The sequence below is a fragment of the Arthrobacter glacialis genome, from assembly GCF_002909445.1.
In the GTDB taxonomy this organism is placed as follows: Bacteria; Actinomycetota; Actinomycetes; order Actinomycetales; family Micrococcaceae; genus Specibacter; species Specibacter glacialis.
This window is the reverse complement of record NZ_PPXC01000005.1, coordinates 126,115-143,001: the sequence shown is the minus strand read 5'-3', so window position 1 is coordinate 143,001 and position 16,887 is coordinate 126,115. Positions and strand designations below refer to the sequence as shown.

At 63.4% G+C, this 16,887-nt stretch carries 22 protein-coding genes; all 22 read right to left on the bottom strand.

Translation table 11 applies throughout. From position 1 onward, the window contains the following. Positions 1–24: 24 nt before the first annotated feature. Positions 25–1,179: an EscU/YscU/HrcU family type III secretion system export apparatus switch protein gene (locus tag CVS27_RS08035; protein WP_103465215.1), complete on the bottom strand. Its 1,155-nt coding sequence runs from the start codon at positions 1,177–1,179 to the stop codon at positions 25–27. After that, complete coding sequence (locus CVS27_RS08030) at positions 1,169–1,939, bottom strand: flagellar biosynthetic protein FliR (RefSeq protein WP_103465214.1); 771 nt, start codon at positions 1,937–1,939, stop codon at positions 1,169–1,171. The genes CVS27_RS08035 and CVS27_RS08030 overlap by 11 nt, the downstream gene beginning before the upstream one ends. Positions 1,940–1,950: 11 nt before the next feature. Then, entirely contained in the window at positions 1,951–2,223 is a 273-nt protein-coding gene (gene fliQ / locus CVS27_RS08025; protein ID WP_103465213.1) for a flagellar biosynthesis protein FliQ, read from the bottom strand. Further along, positions 2,220–2,993, bottom strand: coding sequence for a flagellar type III secretion system pore protein FliP (fliP, locus tag CVS27_RS08020; RefSeq protein ID WP_103465388.1), 774 nt, complete (start codon positions 2,991–2,993; stop codon positions 2,220–2,222). Before fliP ends, fliQ begins: the two co-directional genes overlap by 4 nt. An 83-nt stretch (positions 2,994–3,076) precedes the next feature. Beyond that, on the bottom strand, positions 3,077–3,544 hold the full coding sequence (locus CVS27_RS08015; protein ID WP_103465212.1) for a FliO/MopB family protein: 468 nt from the start codon (positions 3,542–3,544) through the stop codon (positions 3,077–3,079). Then, positions 3,545–4,237 carry a flagellar motor switch protein FliN gene (gene fliN, locus CVS27_RS08010; RefSeq protein ID WP_103465211.1) on the bottom strand — a complete coding sequence of 231 codons (693 nt, stop codon included), beginning with the start codon at positions 4,235–4,237 and terminating at the stop codon, positions 3,545–3,547. Then, positions 4,234–5,142 (bottom strand): flagellar motor switch protein FliM, encoded by a 909-nt coding sequence (locus CVS27_RS08005; RefSeq protein WP_103465210.1) that lies wholly within the window; start codon positions 5,140–5,142, stop codon positions 4,234–4,236. The genes fliN and CVS27_RS08005 overlap by 4 nt, the downstream gene beginning before the upstream one ends. 32 nt (positions 5,143–5,174) lie before the next feature. After that, positions 5,175–5,987, bottom strand: coding sequence for an OmpA/MotB family protein (locus tag CVS27_RS08000; RefSeq protein WP_103465209.1), 813 nt, complete (start codon positions 5,985–5,987; stop codon positions 5,175–5,177). After that, the gene (locus tag CVS27_RS07995) at positions 5,984–6,787 is read right to left on the bottom strand and encodes a motility protein A (protein WP_103465208.1); all 804 of its coding nucleotides are present in this window, start codon (positions 6,785–6,787) and stop codon (positions 5,984–5,986) included. The genes CVS27_RS08000 and CVS27_RS07995 overlap by 4 nt, the downstream gene beginning before the upstream one ends. Before the next feature lie 13 nt (positions 6,788–6,800). After that, positions 6,801–7,070 (bottom strand): flagellar FlbD family protein, encoded by a 270-nt coding sequence (locus CVS27_RS07990; RefSeq protein WP_103465207.1) that lies wholly within the window; start codon positions 7,068–7,070, stop codon positions 6,801–6,803. Between the two features lie 111 nt (positions 7,071–7,181). Then, positions 7,182–8,354: a flagellar hook protein FlgE gene (locus CVS27_RS07985; protein ID WP_103465206.1), complete on the bottom strand. Its 1,173-nt coding sequence runs from the start codon at positions 8,352–8,354 to the stop codon at positions 7,182–7,184. Positions 8,355–8,389: 35 nt separating this feature from the next. Then, on the bottom strand, positions 8,390–8,905 hold the full coding sequence (locus CVS27_RS07980) for a flagellar hook assembly protein FlgD (RefSeq protein WP_103465205.1): 516 nt from the start codon (positions 8,903–8,905) through the stop codon (positions 8,390–8,392). Between the two features lie 13 nt (positions 8,906–8,918). Further along, on the bottom strand, positions 8,919–10,283 hold the full coding sequence (locus CVS27_RS07975; RefSeq protein ID WP_103465204.1) for a flagellar hook-length control protein FliK: 1,365 nt from the start codon (positions 10,281–10,283) through the stop codon (positions 8,919–8,921). Next, positions 10,280–10,744, bottom strand: coding sequence for a flagellar FliJ family protein (locus CVS27_RS07970; protein WP_103465203.1), 465 nt, complete (start codon positions 10,742–10,744; stop codon positions 10,280–10,282). Before CVS27_RS07970 ends, CVS27_RS07975 begins: the two co-directional genes overlap by 4 nt. Beyond that, positions 10,745–12,070 carry a FliI/YscN family ATPase gene (locus CVS27_RS07965; protein WP_103465202.1) on the bottom strand — a complete coding sequence of 442 codons (1,326 nt, stop codon included), beginning with the start codon at positions 12,068–12,070 and terminating at the stop codon, positions 10,745–10,747. Next, a complete protein-coding gene (locus tag CVS27_RS07960) occupies positions 12,067–12,756 on the bottom strand; it encodes a FliH/SctL family protein (RefSeq protein WP_103465201.1) in 690 nt (229 codons plus the stop codon). Before CVS27_RS07960 ends, CVS27_RS07965 begins: the two co-directional genes overlap by 4 nt. After that, positions 12,740–13,753, bottom strand: coding sequence for a flagellar motor switch protein FliG (gene fliG / locus CVS27_RS07955; RefSeq protein ID WP_103465200.1), 1,014 nt, complete (start codon positions 13,751–13,753; stop codon positions 12,740–12,742). The genes CVS27_RS07960 and fliG overlap by 17 nt, the downstream gene beginning before the upstream one ends. After that, a complete protein-coding gene (gene fliF, locus CVS27_RS07950; protein ID WP_243399764.1) occupies positions 13,753–15,291 on the bottom strand; it encodes a flagellar basal-body MS-ring/collar protein FliF in 1,539 nt (512 codons plus the stop codon). The genes fliG and fliF overlap by 1 nt, the downstream gene beginning before the upstream one ends. 59 nt (positions 15,292–15,350) lie before the next feature. Continuing rightward, positions 15,351–15,650 carry a flagellar hook-basal body complex protein FliE gene (gene fliE / locus CVS27_RS07945; RefSeq protein WP_103465198.1) on the bottom strand — a complete coding sequence of 100 codons (300 nt, stop codon included), beginning with the start codon at positions 15,648–15,650 and terminating at the stop codon, positions 15,351–15,353. A gap of 3 nt (positions 15,651–15,653) precedes the next feature. Then, entirely contained in the window at positions 15,654–16,043 is a 390-nt protein-coding gene (locus CVS27_RS07940) for a flagellar basal body rod protein FlgC (protein ID WP_103465197.1), read from the bottom strand. Further along, positions 16,040–16,381 (bottom strand): flagellar basal body rod protein FlgB, encoded by a 342-nt coding sequence (flgB, locus tag CVS27_RS07935; RefSeq protein WP_103465196.1) that lies wholly within the window; start codon positions 16,379–16,381, stop codon positions 16,040–16,042. The genes CVS27_RS07940 and flgB overlap by 4 nt, the downstream gene beginning before the upstream one ends. Before the next feature lie 144 nt (positions 16,382–16,525). Next, complete coding sequence (locus CVS27_RS07930) at positions 16,526–16,882, bottom strand: hypothetical protein (RefSeq protein WP_133162901.1); 357 nt, start codon at positions 16,880–16,882, stop codon at positions 16,526–16,528. Positions 16,883–16,887 lie beyond the last annotated feature (5 nt).

The window sequence follows — 16,887 nt, the reverse complement described above, 5'->3', positions numbered from 1 at the left end:
ACATTGCGGTTCACGGAGAATTCCTTAGCTTGACGAGGTGTTGGAGTTGATGGGGTGCTGGCATTCAGGCGGGGCCAGACCGGCCGGGATGCTCGACCCGGCCGGCAGGATCTGGTGTGTCCCGGAAGCACTGCCGCGTTTCTTCAGTGCCATGACAAAGGCAAGGACCGCGGCAACCTGGTTGTAGAGCTCCACGGGAATTTCAGCCCCCAAGTCACAGGAACCGTGCAGGGCTCTGGTCAGCGGAATGTCTCTAACCATGGGCACCTTTTTCGCCTCGGCCTCGGCACGGATGCGCTGGGCCACCCTGTCCGCCCCCTTCGCCACCACCCGGGGAGCCGATTTCCCAGGTTCGTAGCGCAGAGCCACTGCCACGTGGGTTGGGTTGACGAGTACCACGTCAGCTGTTGCCACGGCGCTCATCATCCGGCTGCGTGCCATAGACAGTTGCCGTTGGCGTCTGGCCGACTTCACGAGCGGGTCGCCGTCGGTGCTTTTGTGCTCATCCTTGACCTCTTTTTTGGTCATCCGGGTCCTTTTCCGGTTGCGCTTGGAGACCACAAAGACGTCAGCCACGGCCAGCAGCATCCCGGCTGCCACGGCATATTGGATCAGTTGCACCAGCCCCTGCCCGGCTGTGGCCAGCAGTTCGGAAATCGGCAGCGACCCGGCTCCCAGCAGGGTGGCGCTCAGGCCCTGGACAACAATATACAAAACCAGGCCGACAACGGCAGTCTTCAGCAGCGACTTGGCACCATTCCAGAGCGCCTGGGTGCCCAAAACTGTCTTGAGGCCTTTGAGCAGGTTGAACTGTTCGTATTTGGGTTTGAACTGCTTGAAGCGCACCCCGCCCTGCAACACGGCTGCCGCCAGCACGGCCACCACAACCACAGCGAACAGGAGCCCCAGAATGCCTGCCAGTGAGAAAAGGCCGTCTTCCATGGCCTGGAGCGCAGCCGGCACCTCGGGATTGGCCGCGACTGCCGTGACAGTGAACATCTGGTCTGCCAGGGCGTCCGTGGCACGAGTTATGACGTTGGGGATCATGATGACTGCTGCCCCGACACCCACCCAGGCAGTGAGGTCCTGGGAACGGGAGAGTTGGCCTTTCTGGCGTACTTCCCGCATGCGTTTGTCGGTAGCTTGCTCGGTTCTTTCACCGGTGGGCTCATCCGCCACGGCTGATCACCCCCGTCAACGCGGTCATCGCTGTGGTCACCAGGGACGCCACAACAGGCCCCAACGCGAGCAGGAGCATCCCGCCCAGCGACAGGGTGAGCATGATCTTCAGCGGGAAGCCCAACGCGAAGGCGTTCAGTGCCGGAGCCACACGCGTCAGGAGCCCCAGTCCGGCATCGGCAAGGAACAAGATGACCAGCAGAGGCCCGGCTATTTGCACGGCCGCCACAAACATTTGGGTCACGGCGCCCGCCATGGCTTCCACCGGATGGGTCAGGTCAAGGCCGCCGCCCAGTGGGATGGCATCAAAGGACCTGGCCAGCCCGCCAATGATGAGCTGGTACCCGTCGGAGGCGAAGAGCAGTGCCAGGGTTGTCATCTGGAACAGCCGGGTGAACTGGGCGCCGTTGACCATGGACTGGGGGTCGAACGCCTGGGCCATGGAAAAGCCGCCAAACAAGTCAATGAGCGAACCTGCCGACTGGACGGCGGCAAACACTAAGAAGACCAGGAACCCCAGGGCGGCACCCGTCACGACTTCCAGCATGACGGAGCCAATGAACGCCCCAGTCTCACTGACCTGGCGGTCAATACTGATGCGGCTGGTCATGGCCAGTCCCAAACCCAGCGCCAGCATGCCCTTGATGCGCAACGGGATGGCGTTGTAGGAAAAGGGCGGCGCAATGACAATGAAGGCGGTAACCCGCACCACCGCCAACAGGGCTGCCTCCAGCCATCCAAGGTCCAAGGGGATGTTCATTGTTTGGCTGTCTACCCGGCCAGCAATGCGGGGATCTTGTCAAAAAGCTGGTGCGTAAATGTGACAATTTCGGTGATCATCCAGTGCCCGCAAATGACAAGGGCTATCATCACGGCCACGGCTTTGGGCACAAAGGACAGGGTTGCTTCCTGGATCTGGGTGATGGATTGCAGCAAGGACACGGCAAAGCCCACCACGAGTGCTGTAAGCAGGATCGGGGCACACAATTTTGCCGCCACCCAGAGGGCCTGGACGGCAATGTTCAAGACTTCTGCGGAATTCACGGACCACCTGAATAACTTTGAATGAGGGAGGTAATGATGAGTCCCCAACCGTCCACCAGGATGAACAACAGGATCTTGAACGGTAGCGAGATCATGACGGGCGGGAGCATCATCATGCCCATCGACATCAGTGCCGAGGACACCACCAGGTCAATGATCAGGAAGGGGATGAAGATGACAAAGCCGATGATGAAGGCTGCGCGCAGCTCCGAAATCATAAAGGCGGGGATCAGCGTCAGCATGGGCACGGCGTCGGGCGATTCCGGGTTTTCCCTGTTCGCGGCCCGGGTCATCAGGGCAATGTCCGCCTCACGCGTGTGCGGCAGCATGAACTCGCGCAGCGGCGCCCCGGCCAGCTCAAACGCCTTGTTGACGTCCACAGTGCCGTTCAAAAATGGCTGGACGGCGGTGGAGTTGATGTCGATGAGGGTGGGGGACATGATGAACAGGGACAGGAACAGGGCCAAACCAGCCAGCACTTGGTTCGGCGGTATGGTGGGCAGGCCTATCGCGTTGCGAGTCATGGCCAGCACCACAAAGATCTTGGTGAACGAGGTCATCATCAGCAACAGTGCCGGAGCCACCGACAGCAAGGTGACAGCGAGCAAAGTGACAATGGAGGAGCTCGGCGTGCCACCTAGGCCGTTGACGCTCAGGTTCACTCCGCCGGCACCCGTGCCCGGGCTGCTCGGATCTGTGGGCGGTGTTGGTTCCAGCGGGTCGGTGGGGGCCATCACCGCGATGGCGTGCGCAGGCGCAGCGTTGAGCATGATGAGCAGGTACAGCACGGCCAGCAGCAGGACGCCCACGACGGCGGCCTGCACCCAACTGCGCGGGTGCACGAACGCCCTGCTCACAGATTCAAGCCTTTTCTTACCGCGGCGCCCGCCTGTGTCCACGTACTGCGGGCAAAGATTGTCCCGTGCAAGGGGCCAGCTTCCGGAGCCGATAGGCGCAGCCGGCGTGCGGCAACGTCGCGGCGCAGTGCGGGCTCACCGGCGGCCTTGAGCACTTCCTCAAAGGCGGGGTCACCCACAAGGTCTAGGTCGACACGGTCGGCTTCGGGGTCGGGCATGGGAGCATCGGAGGTGTGCAGGACGTTGATGGCGTGTTCGGTGACGCCGAGCAGAAAGCGCTGCCCGGCAGATTCAATAACAACCACCGAGGCTTTCTGGCCCACATTGCGCCGGCCAACCACCTCAACCACTGCCTGCCCGCCTTGACGTCCGCCCCGGGAGAAACGCTTTTGCGCCATCCACAAGAGGACCATGACTACTGTGAGGGCAAGTCCCACCCGTAGTACCAGGAGGAACGCGTCCACCTAACCAACCGTCTCTGCCGTGTCAAGGATCTTAGTGATGCGCACGGCATAGTCCTGGTCCACCACAACAACTTCTCCATGGGCAATGAGGCGGCCATTGAGCAGCACGTCGGCGGGCGAACCTGCCGAACGGTCCAGGTCCACAACATTGCCCGGCTCGAGTCCAAGGACGTTGGCCACGCTCATGCGGGTGCGTCCAATGACCACCGACAATGCCATTTCAACGTCATGGATGCGCCCCAGTTTTGCGGCGCTCAACTCGCCCCCGCCGTTGCCGGCTGAATTGCGGATCTTGATGGCCAACCAGGCAAACGGGTCTTGGCCTGCGCCGCCGTCGAGCACCTGGAAAACGGCCGCACCGGAGTCCGCAAAGAGGGCTGCCGAATCATGCTCCGAGACCTCGCCCAGAACGCCCGAACCAAGTTCGGCAGTGGCCGCCTCAAAGGCCGGGCGCAAGACGTCGGCCAGCGAGAACGGGCCCGCACCTCCGGCCACACGCAAGGAGTCCGCGGCACGGGATGACAGCACCAGGGCAAGCTCGGCCGACTGCGGACCCACATAATCCACTGCCACACCCATAGTTCCGGCAGGCACCGCACCGGCGGGCTGCAGGCTTGCCGACAGAGGCGACGGGGAGGGCAGCAACGTGACCAGAGCGGAGGCCGCGGCCTGTGTTGCCAAGGTGGTACTCATGAATTTGTCTCCTCAGTTGTAACAATTTGCCCAGCCTTGCGGGACCCATGGGTCACGCCCAGGGCGCTGGCAATCGGCTTGCCCCCCACTGTCAGGTCAAACGGCCTGGTGGTGGGGTGGGGAAGCGTCAAGACATCTCCCACTGCCAAATTCAGGATGGTTTGGGGGGTGACGGGCACCGGGGCCAAGGCCAGGGCCACCTCAACCGGTACTTCCCCCATTTGGGCGCGGAGCTGGGCCGGCGCCGCAGCTGCATCACTGAGCGGGTTGCTGTTGCCCAGCTGCTGCACCAGAACCTCGGCCGGGAGCGCAATGGTGGCACGCCAGCTGTGCTCCCCCACCCGGACGGTGAACCCGGCAACAACCATCAAGGTGTTGGTGGCGGCCGCCTGGGCGAACTGGGAATTAAAGTGAATGCCGTGGACGGCGGGCGCCTGCACCAGCAGCGATCCGAAGGAGTACCGCAGGTCCTCGAGCGCGTCCTCCATGAGGCGTTTCACCAAGGCATGCTCAATTTGGGTGAACTTGCGATCGGGGATCGTTGCCGTGGAGGCCCCACCGAGCATGCGTGTGACCCAGAAGAGCGCCGCCTCGGACGGGAATTGGATGACACCGCGGGACTCTTGGCCGTCCAATGCAAACAACACCATGGCCGTCGATGCGGGCAGGGAGGCTGCGTACTCGTCATACGTTGCCATTGTCACCTGCTCGGTGACGACGGCGGAACCGGCCCTGATTTTGGTGGTGAGTTGCGTCCCCCACTGCCTGGCGAACGTTTCAAAGGCCAACTCCAGGACGCGGCTGTGCTCGCGGGCCAATGTTGTGGGGCGCCGAAAATCGTATGCCTCAACCACCTTGTTGGCCCGGGAAGCGGGCAGCTGTGAAACAGGTGAGAGTGCGGGCATATCTGTCACTATCGGCAGGTGCGGTGCGTTCGTTAGGAAGAAGCCGCCCTGGCTTTTAATACCTCGGGAATCAGGGCCCGTACCTGCTCGGGCTGGTTGGAGAGCACCACAATGTCCACACGGCGGTTCAGTTCGCGCAGGGGTTCGGTGGAATTGTCATTGACGGAGCGGGAGGAACCGTAGCCGATGGCCCCAATCCTGTCCCCGGCAAGCCCTTGGTTCTCGACCAGGTGCCTGACCACTCCCACTGCCCGCTCGGCTGACAGCTCCCAGACGGAGGGATAGTTGGTGATGGCATTGGCTGCATGCCCTTCCACGGAAACCTCCAACCCGGAGGCCTTCAACACGGGAGCAATTGTGTCAAGCACGTCCGCCGCCCTGGCTGACAATTGGGGGCTGTCCGGCTGGAAGAACGACTGCGATCCAACAAGTTTCACGCTCAGGCCGCGCTGGTCAATCTGAAACTGGACATTCTCGGACAGCCCTTTGTTCCCCAGCCGCAGACTCATGGCCTCTTTCAGCGCACTGAGCTTATCCACCTCCGTCTTGGCAAGGTCCAGGGGAGTCTTCGCCAAGGTTCCCTCCTTGCCAACATCCGCAGGCGGGACCACAATCCCGGAGGCGGTGTCGACCTTTCCGACGGACACCTGGCCAAAGCCCGTGGCCAGGGAGTCCCGAAGTTTTACGTATTTGTCCTCGTCAACGGTGGACATGGCATACAAGACGATGAACATGCACATCAGCACCGTGACCATGTCCATATAGGAAGCCATCCAGCGCTCGTCCGGGTGGCTCTCCTCAGGTTTTCCGCGACGCTTGCGCCCGGACTTCCCACGCCGACTCATGCCGCTTTTTTGGCTTGCGCGTCAGTGCGGCCTGCCTTCTTGTCGCGTTGCTGGCGGTACGCGGGCACCATGGCGCTCAAACGTTCACGCAGCAGTGTGGGCTGGGAGCCAGCCTGCACGGCCAGGACACCTTCCATGACCAGCGTCATGCGGTCCACCTCAAGTTCGGAGAGGCGCCCCAGGCGCGTGCCAATGGGCAGCCAGATGAAGTTCGCGGACAACAAGCCCCACAGCGTGGCCACAAAAGCGGCCGCAATCATGTGTCCGAGCTCCTCGGGCTGGGAGAGGTTTTCCAGTACATGGGTCAAGGACACAACTGTGCCGATGATCCCCACGGTGGGGGCGTATCCGCCCAAGGTCATGAAGAATTTCGACGCTGTGTGGTCGCTCTTGATTTTGGCCTCGACGGCGTCGTCGAGCAGTTCGCGCAGATCCTCACCGTCAGTGCCGTCTGCAATGTTTTGCAGGGCATTGCGCAGGAACGGATCTTTTGTTTCGGCGGCGGCCGCTTCAAGGGACAAGAGTCCCTCGCGGCGGGCCTTGTCGGCCAGGGCCACAACCTCGTCAATGCTCTCCCCCGGATTGGGGGGCTTTCCAAGAAACGCCCGCGGCAGGGACTTCACGGCGTGCACAACGTCTTTCATCGTTGAACCGGCAACACCAACGGCAACCGTTCCGACCAGGACAAGCAGCATGGGGGCTGGCAGCGTGATGCTCGAAACGCTAGCGCCTTCGAGGGTGATCATACCGAACAGCGCACCGAAGGCTATGAGCAGGCCTGCAATTGTTGCGGGATCCATCGCTTTACTATCCTTAACTGGAGGGGTTTTCCGAAGGGTGGATAACGCTCAGCTTGGGCGGAGAGTGCTGCTGTTCAACGTCGTCGGAGTAGTCGTAGGCCATCGAGATGATGCGGGCCCGGAACCGGGCAATCTTTTCAATAATGTCTGACATGGATTCAGTGACAATGTAATTTGCCCCGTCAGCCATGACCACAGTCGTGTCGGGTGATTCAAAGATGCGCTCAATAAGATCCGGATTCAACGCAAATTGCCTGCCATCCAGACGCGTGACAACTATCAAATGCTCATCCTTTGAGTTGCGAAGACGCCAGCCGCCCCCCTTTGGTACTGTCGGCTGTCCCGCCGCATTGGTTAGCTGCGGGACAGCTTTGGTGTTGACCCCGTGCCGCTATTAGCGTTTGAGCTGGGTCAATTCCTGCAGCACTTCATCGGAGGTGGTGATGATTCGGGCGTTGGACTGGAATCCTCGCTGAGCCACAATCAAATTGGTGAACTCCTGGGACAGATCCACATTTGACATCTCCACATACCCGCTGGTCAGGGCACCCAAACCGTTGGTGCCTGCCGCGCCAACGGTGGCTGCGCCCGAGGAGGCCGTTTCCCGGTAGCTGGATGATCCTGCCTTTTCCAGGCCACCGGCATTGGTGAAGTTGGCTAGGGCAATGCGCCCGATCACCACGTTTTCGCCGTTGCTGAAGGTTCCTGTCAGAGTGCCATCGGCGCCCATACTGAAGGAATCCAAGGTGCCGGCCGCGTTGCCGTTTGCCTCCGTGACGGCCACGGTGGACAATCCCGCAAAGCCGGTGACCCCGGACAAGTCCACAGAAATGCCGCCAACGGTCAGGGCACTGCCGGGGGCGGCGGCACCGTTGGCGAACGTCAAGGCTGTTGCCCCCGCGGCACCATTGGCGTCGGCTCCCGTAACATCCCAGCCGGTTCCCGTGCGGGTGAAGGTCAGCGTCACGTTGCGGGGCGTGCCGTTGGCGTCGAAGACCTTCATGTCACGGGTCAGTTCGGTGTTGAGCGCTGCGTCCTCGGGAAGGTTGCCGCCCATGGTTGCGCCGGTGGTGGCTTCGGCAGGGGCAACCATCGCCTTGGAGATGACAATGTTGTTCAACCCGGCACCGGCGTTGACCTGCCCGTTGACGGCCGACCAGCCCTGCAGCAGGGCACCGTCGGGTGATACCAGGCGGCCTTGGGAATCAAAGTCGAATGCCCCGGCCCGAGCGTACAGCTGCTCCCCGCCCTTGGAGGTGATGAAGAAGCCGTCACCGGAGATCATCATGTCCGAAGACCTGCCGGTGGCTTGGGCCGAGCCCTGAGAGAAGTTCGTGGAAACACCTGCCACCTGAACACCCAAACCCACTTGGGCGGGGTTGGTTCCGCCTGCACCGGCCTGGGCTGCCGCACCGGCGCGGGCCACCTGTGAAAGCGTGTCCTGAAACTGGACTGTGGAGGACTTGAACCCGGCCGTGTTGACGTTGGCAATGTTGTTGCCGGTGACGTCAAGCATGGTCTGGTGGGCGCGAAGCCCGGAAATGCCTGAATACAGGGAACGAAGCATGCTTATGATGCCTTTCTGTGCTGGTTGGGTGGGGGCTAGTTGACGCTGGTGTCCGGCCCGGGCTCGGGCGGTGGTTTGGTTTCCGGGGGCGCATCATTGGCGGCAGGAACTGTGGTGACACCGGAGATCACATCCAGGGGAACAGACTTGTCCCCCACGGTGACTTGCGGGACGCCGCCGGCAAAGGAAACGGAGGTGGCAACGCCGCTGTGCTTGGTACCGTCGGCGTCCTCCCAGGAAACCTGCTGGCCAATGAGGGCAGCCGCGGAAGTGCGCATTTGCAACGCGAAGTTCTCCGTCGCTGTCGAGTCCATGTTGGTCAGTTTCTCCATGGTGGCCAGCTGGGTGGTCTGGCTGATCATTTGGTTGGTGTCCATGGGGGAAGAGGGGTCCTGGTGGCGTAGTTGGGCCACCAGCAAATTCATGAACACTTCTGAGTCCATGACCTGCTTGGGCGCGCGATTGCCTGCGATGCCGTTAATTCCGTTGACGGATGCCGGCGGCGGGGAACCGGCGGTGGAGTTCACCGCGGCGATGGAGTCCTTGCTCATGGTGGGTGCCTTTCTAAACCGTGATGTCCAGTGAATTGTTTGCAGCGGATGGAATATCCGACGGCGCCAGCCTGCGCTGCGCTGGCGGGTCCTGATCGCCGGGCCGCGCCACGGCGCTCCAGGGGTTCCCTGGCCCTTGGGGGCTCCGCTGGCCGGCGCCGTGGTCGGGACTGCCATTGCCGTTGCCTGACCCCATGCTCAGGGAGGCCGTCATGCCGCCAGCGGCCAGGTCGCGCCGGAGATCCGCCAGAATGTTGCGCAGCCCTTCGCGCCCGGCGTCGCTTGGGCTCATCATCTCGATGCGGATCCCGTCGGCGGCCAGATGTGCGCGCACTGTGACTGGACCCAGCGCATCGGGGACCACATTGATGGTCATGACGTGTTCACCCAGGGGTGCTGCGGCCAAGGCAAACAGCGGGCGGGCCAGTTGTTCGCTCAATAGAGGAGTGCCTGCTGGCACAAGCTGCTGCGTGCCGCCGGGTGCCATGGACGCCGGCACTGGCGGTTGGGCTGGCAGCGGGATCGCCGGGGGAACTATTGCGGATGTTGCAGAAGATGCCGGAGCGGACGGCGCGGGCGCAACTGCCCCGTCAACCAGCTGCCGACCTGGCTCCGTTGTTGCCACCGGGGACCGGCCTTCAAGGTGTGGTGCGGCAATGGCACTGTTGAACCTTGCCGGCAGGCTGTCCGCCGACGACTTTGGTGCAACTGCCGCCATAGGCTGGGGCGTTGCACCGGGCGCCCTGACGCCACCGGGAACAGCCGCGGACTCTGCGTCCGCGTTTCCAGGTTGTCCGCCAACGGCTGCGGCGGGGGTGCCACCGCTTTGGGGCACGGCCGCACCCGGCTCGGTTTGCGATGGACCCGCAACCGACGCTGCACCGCTGACAGGGCGCTTGACGGCTAGCGTTCCGGTGCCGGCCGCAGCTACCGGAACCAGTACCAAACCGTCGGCCGCAGCGGTCAGGGACACCCCGTCGGATGCCGCGGGCGCGGGCGACTGGGGAGCGGCCACGAGGGCCGCCTCGAGCTGCTGTTGGGTCGCGGGGATCTGGGCGGCCGCCCAGAATTGGGTCATTGCGGCGTCCAGCAGGGGTGTGCGCTCCGGGCCGGCTTGTGCAAGGGGGCCGGCAGGGTCCGGCAGGGCGGCATCGGCGGCTTCCGCCGGCTCGGCGGTGGCGCTGGGGTCTTCGGGTTCTTCCGTCGACAGCCCGTCGACGGGGCTGGCCGCCGCCTCGCCCAAAGCCGCACCCAACGCCGTACCGAAAGCAGTGCCCGGGCGCGTGCCGAACGTCAACGCTGTTGCCGCCGGCGCCATTGCTGCGCGCGTCGTCGGGCTGGCCGAAAGGGACGAGAACAGGGTTGCTGGCATCTTCATGCGTTCTCCAACCTAGCGTCAGCCGTGGCACCAAGCTTGGGTGTGCCGTGTTCCTGTGTGCGGGATGACGCCAGTTCGTCGAGGAAGAGTTGTTCCTCGCGAAGGATGAGGTGATGCTGCTCAACCCGGTGCCGCTCGGCCAGGTTCTCCAAGGAAGCCGCGGATTTTTTGGCAGCGAGCAGCTCCGCCTGAGCCTGCGCGGCAAGCTGCGTCGTGGAGTCAGTCAAGGCGTGCAGTTCCAACAGCATGCTGCGCGCGGACGACCGGGCCGCGGCACTGGCCCGCAGGGCAGCTGCCGATCCGGGATCCGACGGGGTGTCCGCCAGTATGCCACGTACCCGGCCCACTCGGCCCTCGTGTTCCTTGCGTCGGGAATTGGCCCGTGCCAACGCCGCCGCGGCTTGTTCTTCCTGGGCCTGGCGGAATCGCAAGAGCCCGGCCAGGCGGAATGACTTGCCCATCTATGCTCCCAAAATGTTGTTGGTCAAGGCGTTGAGTTCCGCCCACGACTGCCGTGCAGGAACTTGCTGGTCCATGCCTTGTTGCAGAAAGTTGTTGATCGCCGGCCCGTGCCGCACTGCCGCGTCGACCAGGGGGTTGCTGCCGGACTGGTACGCGCCCACGTCTATCAAGTCCTGGGCCGCGGCCCTGGCCGCCAACACCTTGCGCAAGGTCCCGGCGTCGCGCTTCTGCTCCCGGGTGCACACCTTGGAGGCCAACCGGGAGATGGATCCCAGCACGTCGATGGCTGGGAAATGTCCCGCCACGGCCAGTTTTCGCTCCAGCACCACATGCCCGTCGAGGATGGATCGGACGGCGTCGGCGATGGGTTCGTTGTGATCGTCCCCGTCCACCAGCACCGTGTACAGCCCGGTAACTGAACCAATCTTGTCGGTGCCCGCCCGTTCCAGCAGCCGGGCCAGAATTGAAAAGGTCGACGGCGGGTACCCGCGGGTGGCTGGCGGCTCACCCACCGACAAGCCAATTTCACGCTGCGCCATGGCAACGCGCGTCAGTGAATCCATCATGAGCATGGCGTCCACGCCACGTTCCCGGAACGACTCGGCGATCCGGGTGGCGGTGAATGCGGCACGAAGGCGCAGCAGGGCCGGTTCGTCGCTCGTGGCCACAACAACTATTGAACGGGCCAGGCCCGCCGGCCCCAGATCGTCCTCCAGGAATTCGCGCACCTCACGCCCGCGCTCCCCCACCAGGGCAATGACAGAGACGTCCGCCTCGGTGCCGCGGGCAATCATTGACAAGAGGGATGACTTGCCAACGCCGGAACCAGCAAAAAGGCCCAGCCGCTGCCCGCGGCCAAGGGTGGTCAGGGTGTCCAGAACCCGCACGCCCGTCTGCAGCGGTGTCGCTATCCGGGCCCGGTCCATGGAATTTGGCGACTTGTTCTCCAGCGGAACCCCGCGCACGCCTCTCAGCGGCCCCAAGCCGTCAATGGGGCGTCCCAGCCCGTCAATGACCCTGCCCAGCAGGCCGTCGCCGGTGGGAACCAGCAGGGGTTCCAGCTTGGCACGGACGGGGTCGCCCTCCCCCAGCCCGGCCATGGGCCCGAGGGGCATGATTTTGATGCTGCCGGCGCTGACCGCCACCACCTCGGCATCGATGGGCGTGCGCCCGCCGATCGTCACCATGTCACCCACGGCGCAGCGCAGGCCTTGCACCTGGACGGCCAAGCCAACGACGCCCGTTACTACTCCTACACGTTCCGGGGCCGCCGCGCGGGTGGCCAGGGAAAGTTTCCGAGCCCCGGGCATGAGGGTGCCTTTCATGAGGCATCCAGCACAGCGTGTATCGGCAGGGCTTGTTCCGGCAGGGAACCGCCGGCCAGGACCGCCCTGACCCGGTCAACGGCGGTGCCGAGACGGGCGTCAACAAAACCGTGCGGATACTCCGCCACGGCGTCGCCGCGGTTGAGGGCGGGATCCCCCACCAGTGTCAGGGTTTCCGGGAGCATCCCGCTGTCACCGCCCAGGACTGCCAGATCTGCCGGATTCATGCGAATGGCCACGGGAACGTCAGCTTCGCCAGTCCCTTGCGCCCGCGCCAACGCTGCCCGGGCGGAGGTTTCCCCGTCACGAAGTTCATGTCCCAGTAAGGCTTCGGCCAGCTCCAGGGCGCAGCTGAACAAGGCTTGCTCGGAGTCGGCCAGGACAGGAACAGTGCGCTCCACAAGGGCAGCACCGGCCACCCTCACGGCCGCCACCTCGGCGGCATGCCGGGCTTCGAGTGCACTCACTCGCCCGGCGTGTTCAGCGTCGTGGCGGGCGCGGGCGGCAGCCGTTTCCTGGCCCGCCAACTGCAACCCCGCGGCATACCCTGCCGCATGGCCCTGCGTGAATCCGCGGGTCTTCGCATCCGCGTGGGCCTGGGACTGTGTGGGGGTGGCGACCACAGGGAATACTGCCGGGCGCGCCGCGGAGTTCGCAGGCGCGCTGTTCCTAATAGACAATGTCATCGTCGTCCCCGCGGCGGATGGTTATCTCGCCGACGGCTTCCAGCTCGCGGATGATCCGCACAATGTCGGCCCGCGCCTGTTCCACCTCGGAGGTGCGCACAGGCCCCAGTGCCTCCAGCTCAAATTCAAGGAGTTCACGGTTGCGTTCGGAGATGTTGGCCCGGATGGTGTCCAGGACGGGTGTGGGTGCACCCTTCATGGCCAGGGCCAGGGTGTTGGCGTCGAGGCCACGCAGCACCAGCTGCACGTCCTGGTTGTCCAGCTTCACCAGGTCCGCGAACGTCAGCATGCGTGAACGCACTTCTTCCGCCAGTTCCGGATCGCGCAGCGCCAGCTCTTCCAAGAGGGCCCGTTCCGTGGCGACGTCTGAGCGGTTGATGATGTCCACCAGCGGCTGGACGCCGCCTATCACTGCCATCTGTTCACGGGGAGCCACCACGGCCAGTGCACGCTGCCTCATGGTTGCGGCAACAATTCCAACAGCTTCAGGCGTTGCAGCCCCCATGGTGCCGATGGCTTGTGCCACGTCGGCACGCAGGTCCCCCGGCAAGCCGGCTAGGGTCGCGGATGCCTTGTCCGGGCGCAGGTGGGCCATGACCAGCGCAATGGTTGCCGGCAGTTCGTCTTCCAACAGGGACAACAGTTGTCCGGGCTCGGCGTCATCGAGAAACTCGAAAGGCCGCCCGGCCATGGTGGAGGCCAGCCTGTCCATGACGCCTGCAGCCTTTTCGCTGCCGAAGGAGGCAGCCAGCAGGCCTGCCGCGAAATCCCGGCCACCCTGGGCCGCATGCCTGCCCCGCACCGCCATGCCATGGAACTCATCAATAACGGCGTCGGCAATATCGGGCTGGACCCGGCGCATTTTTACAATTTCCGCGGCAATCGATTCAGCTTCTGCATCACTGAGGTGCGACATGACGGCAGCCGCCGCAGCTTGGGAAAACTGCATGAGCAGGGCCGCAGCCTTTTGCGTCCCTGTCAGGGCTGTCCCGGCCATCAGGAGCCCGCCCGCTCATCCATGAGCGAGCGAAGCAGGCTTGCGGTTTTCTTGGGATCCGCCCCGGCCATGGCTTCAAGGGAGGCACGTTTGGTGTCCGTGTCTGTGCTTTCGGCAACCGGCAGGGCAGCCCGGGCCGGGATGACGGCCATGGCAGTGGTGTCCGGCGCGGGCTCGGCCGTCACCTTACTCATGGTGAGCATGGGTGGAGCCTGCTCCCCGAGATCCACCAGTTCACGCACCTGTCGGCGGTTCTTGCGTGCGTACAGCACGGCAGCAACCAACACCGCCAGCAGCAGCAATGCACCCATCATGATGTTGCGCCAGTTTTGCGCTGTGGCAGCCGACCCGGCCTCAGCCTTGGCCGCGTCAATGGCCGCTTTGGCGGCGTCGGCTTGGGCGGTCGAAAACGGCACCACGCGCATACTGACAGTATCCCCGCGTCCGGGAACGATGCCCGCTGCTACAGAAACCATCTCGGTCAGTGTTGCCGCATCAATTTTGGCCGCTGCTGCCGTGTCAACGGCTACGGCCAATGACTGGCGTTGCAGCGCACCAGCCGGAATGAGCGTGTTTTCGGTGACCTTGTCAACGGCGTTGTTCTTGGTGGTCTTCTCGGATTCGGACGAGCTTCCCGTGGTGCCGGCACCATTGGGGACGGCGATGTTGTCCGGCCCCAAGACGCCGGTGCCGGTTGATGTTCCACCAGTGGTTTTCTCCGTCGTGGATGATTCATTCAGGGCCGGGGCCCCGTCAGGGGCGGTAAAGGCTTCCTTCACCCTGTCGGTTGAGGCCTTGTCCATGGTGGCCGTCAGGGAGACAGTGGCATTGCCCGCACCCACAACCTTGTCCAGCATGGACTGGACTGCTGACGTGACGCGTTGTTCATAAGCCTGGGTTTGTTTGTCGCCGCTGCCGGTGGTGCCCGTGCCCGCAGCAGAAAGGACGGCGCCGCTGGAGTCAACCACTGAAACGTTGACGGGCTTCAGCCCCTCAACGGCGGAGGACGTCAGGTGCACAATGGCGTTGACCTGTTCATCGGAGAGGCTGACCCCGGGGGTTGTCTCAACGAAAACTGACGCCGTGGGGTCTTCCTTCGTTGAGGTAAACACTGTTTTTTCCGGCACGGCCAGCTTGACGGAGGCCGTTGTTACCCCGTTCATGGCCATGATGGTTTGGGCCAGTTCACCCTCCATGGCACGTTTGTATGTGACATTTTGCTGGAACTCGGAGGAGGTGACGCCCATGCTGTCCAGCAGGGAGTACCCAGCCGCGGTTGTCGCAGGCAGCCCCGCCGAGGCAGCCTTGAGCCGTTCATCGTAAACGTTGGCGTCCGGCACCAAAATGGTGGAGCCGCCGTTGACCAACTGGTAGGGGATGTTGTCCGTTTTCAGCTGCGTGACGATGGCATTCGCGTCTGCCGGGGCCAAGGCGGAGAACAGCGGGGAGTAGCTCGGCTTGGACAGCCATGCGGCAAGTGCCACGCCGCCCAGAACCAGCACCGCAATGCCGATGATGACCAGCGTCTTTTGGGCCATGGTGAAACCCCTGGCGACTCCTGAAAAGCGACCAGCCAAGGAAGATACGAATGGCGGCATCAGGCCTGCATCCTCATGATCTCGTTGAACGCATCAACGCCCTTAATGCGCAGCGTTGAGACCAGCTCCAGGGTGACAGCGGACCGGGTGGAGGCGATGGTTGCCTGGTGGATGTCATCAAGGCTGCCTGTTGCTGCCTTGACAGCCAGGGCGCCCGAAGTGGACTGCAGCCCCTGCAGATTAACCAGCGCGTCGCCCAGTGAAGCGCCAAATGCGCCCCCGCCGCTGCCTTCGGCGATGGCTGGCAGATAGCTGGTGCCGGCGCTTGCCTGTACACCTTCGATTCCCGAAATACTCATGGGCTACTTTCCAATCTGCAATCCGGATTCGTACATGGCCTTGGCCCTGTCCACCACTGCAGCATTGGACTGATAGCCGCGCTGGGCCATGATGAGCTGGCCCATTTGGGAGGCAAGGTCAATGTCGGGGTATCTGACATAGCCGGCCTCGTCGGCCAGGGGATGGTCGGGCTCGTGCACCATGCGCCCTTCGGCGTCGCCGTAGGCGGCTCCAGCAACGTACACACCGGAGTCCCCTTCACCGGCCTGGGCGATGACGTAGCGGGCACGGAACGCATCGTCGCCGGTGGCTGTGACGGTGTTGACGTTTGCCAAATTGTCCGAGACAGCATCAAGCCATTTGCGGTGCAGTGTCAGGCCCGTGGAGGCGATGCCGATTGCGTCGCTCACTATTGGGACTTCAGCGCTGTGCGCATGCCGTTGAATTCACTGTTGACCGCCTGCGCGGCAAACTGGTACCGCAGCACCGTCTCAATATTTGAGAGCGTTTCGGTGTCAAGGTTGACGTTGTTGCCGTTGAGCTGGGTGGGTTCCAGGGAGCGTTCGGTGGTGGCACGCACGTCACCGTCCCGGCGGCTCACGGATTCTGCCAGCGCTTCTTCAAATTTCACCCGCTGGGCTGTGTAGCCGGGGGTGTTGACGTTGGCAATATTGTCGGCGATGGCGCGTTGGCGCAGGGACAAGCCGTTCAGGGCGCTTGTGAGCGCCACTGTGACCACAGAATCAAGCACTGTGCTCTTCCTTGACGAGATCCGGCGGCCGTTCCATGGCCAAATGGTCGAGCGATCCATGCTCAACACTGACTATCGGACACCGTGACCGTGCGGTAAGAGAGTTTCACAACAATTTTCTGCCCCTGCGCCCGGTAGCTGCTGCTAGCCCATGACATCCAGATAGACGGCCTGCGTCGTTTGGCGGACGGGAGCCAGGGTGGCCAGTTCGGCCGAAGCCGCTGCAAGCGACTCGCGCAGCTTGGTGATGGTCAGGTTCTGGGCGCGGGCCAACGTGGCGGCCCGCGCCCGCAGGGATTCGGGCATGGGGGCCAGATCATAGGGCGGGTTCCAGTTTGGTGCTGCGGGATCCTCCAGCAGGAGCTGCGTTTCGAGCTCGTCCAATACACGAGTCCACAGGTCCGTGAGCTCTGTAAGTTCCTTCAACTCCGCGAGCTCTGCGAGTTCGGCAGCCGTTGACTCTTCGACGTAAACGTCAGACTCATCGGCGGTCTCGAGCATGGGCC